We start from the raw sequence: 1,155 nt of genomic DNA, 5'->3' as shown, positions 1-1,155 counted from the left end.
GGCCCGGGCGGACTCGGCGGGGAGGCGGTCCGACTCGCGGGACTCGCGACGACCCTGCTCGCGGTGGCGGCGGCATACCGCGCGGCGGATCTGGCGGCGGCGAGCGCGATGAAGGCCCTGCAGGACCTTGCCATGGAGGCGACCGCCGGCGTCGCCCTTCTCATCCTGCCGTTGCTCGTCATCGACGGCGTGGCCGAGGGACCCGACGCCCTCCTGCGCCGCCTCGACGATCTCGCCTACGACCATCCGTGGCTCGTCGATGCCGCAGCCGGTGGCATCGATGCCCTCGTCACGCGGATCGGCGCTGCCGATCCGGCCGTGGCGATCGTCCTCGGCGCCGCGGCGGCCCGTGCCGGCGTGCCGTGGCCGCCGCGGTCCGAGGAGGACGCGGTCCGGATCCTCGCCGCGTTCGCGTCGCTCACCGGGGCGCTCGACGAGGACGACGGCTGGCGGGCCGTCGAGGTCTCGCCGGTGGTCACCTCTCCCGGGCAGTCCGTGGGCGGCCCATCGGGCGTCGCCGGGCTCGTCGCCGGCGCCATCGACCTCGGCGACGGCACGGACCCCGGGCGGGTGCGGGTCATCGAGGTGATCCAGCCGGACGGCACGAGTGTCTGGATCCTGCAGATCCCCGGGACCCAGGAGTGGGGCTCCCGGCCTGGCGCGAACCCCTTCGACCTCACGACGAACGTCGAGGCGATGACCGGTGAGGCCACCCTCGCCGCGACCGCGGCGACGACGGCCCTGGACCGTGCGATGGCCGCCGCCGGCCGGGCGGGCTCCGGCGACCGGGTCATGATCGTCGGCCACAGCCAAGGGGGCATCATCGCCGCCAGCCTCGCGAGCGACGCACGCTTCCGGGCGGCGCACCACGTCACCGACGTCGTGACCTTCGGCTCACCGATCGGGCGGTTCCCCATCCCGCGGACCGTCACCGTCCTGTCCGTCGAGCACGCCCAGGACCCCGTCCCGCGGCTCGACGCCGTCCCCAACCCCGACCGGCCCACGTGGACGACGGTGACGCGAGACCTGACCGCTCCCTCGACGGGGAGGTCCTCGACCGGCGGCGCGGCGTCCTCGAGCGCGCTCGCCGCGCACAGCGCCGACCGGTACGCCGAGACGGCTCGCGAGATCGACGACGCCGTCGCGGCGAGGCGG

At 75.6% G+C, this 1,155-nt stretch carries 1 protein-coding gene; it reads left to right on the top strand.

Annotated elements, in window-relative coordinates:
• The coding region (locus tag BN12_RS21865; RefSeq protein ID WP_048555645.1) for a PGAP1-like alpha/beta domain-containing protein at positions 1–1,155 on the top strand (1,155 nt) is incomplete at both ends.

It is taken from the genome of Nostocoides japonicum T1-X7, from assembly GCF_001046855.1.
Lineage (GTDB): Bacteria > Actinomycetota > Actinomycetes > Actinomycetales > Dermatophilaceae > Nostocoides > Nostocoides japonicum.
Note: the sequence above shows the minus strand (reverse complement) of the source record. Positions and strands in the feature narration are given on the sequence as shown.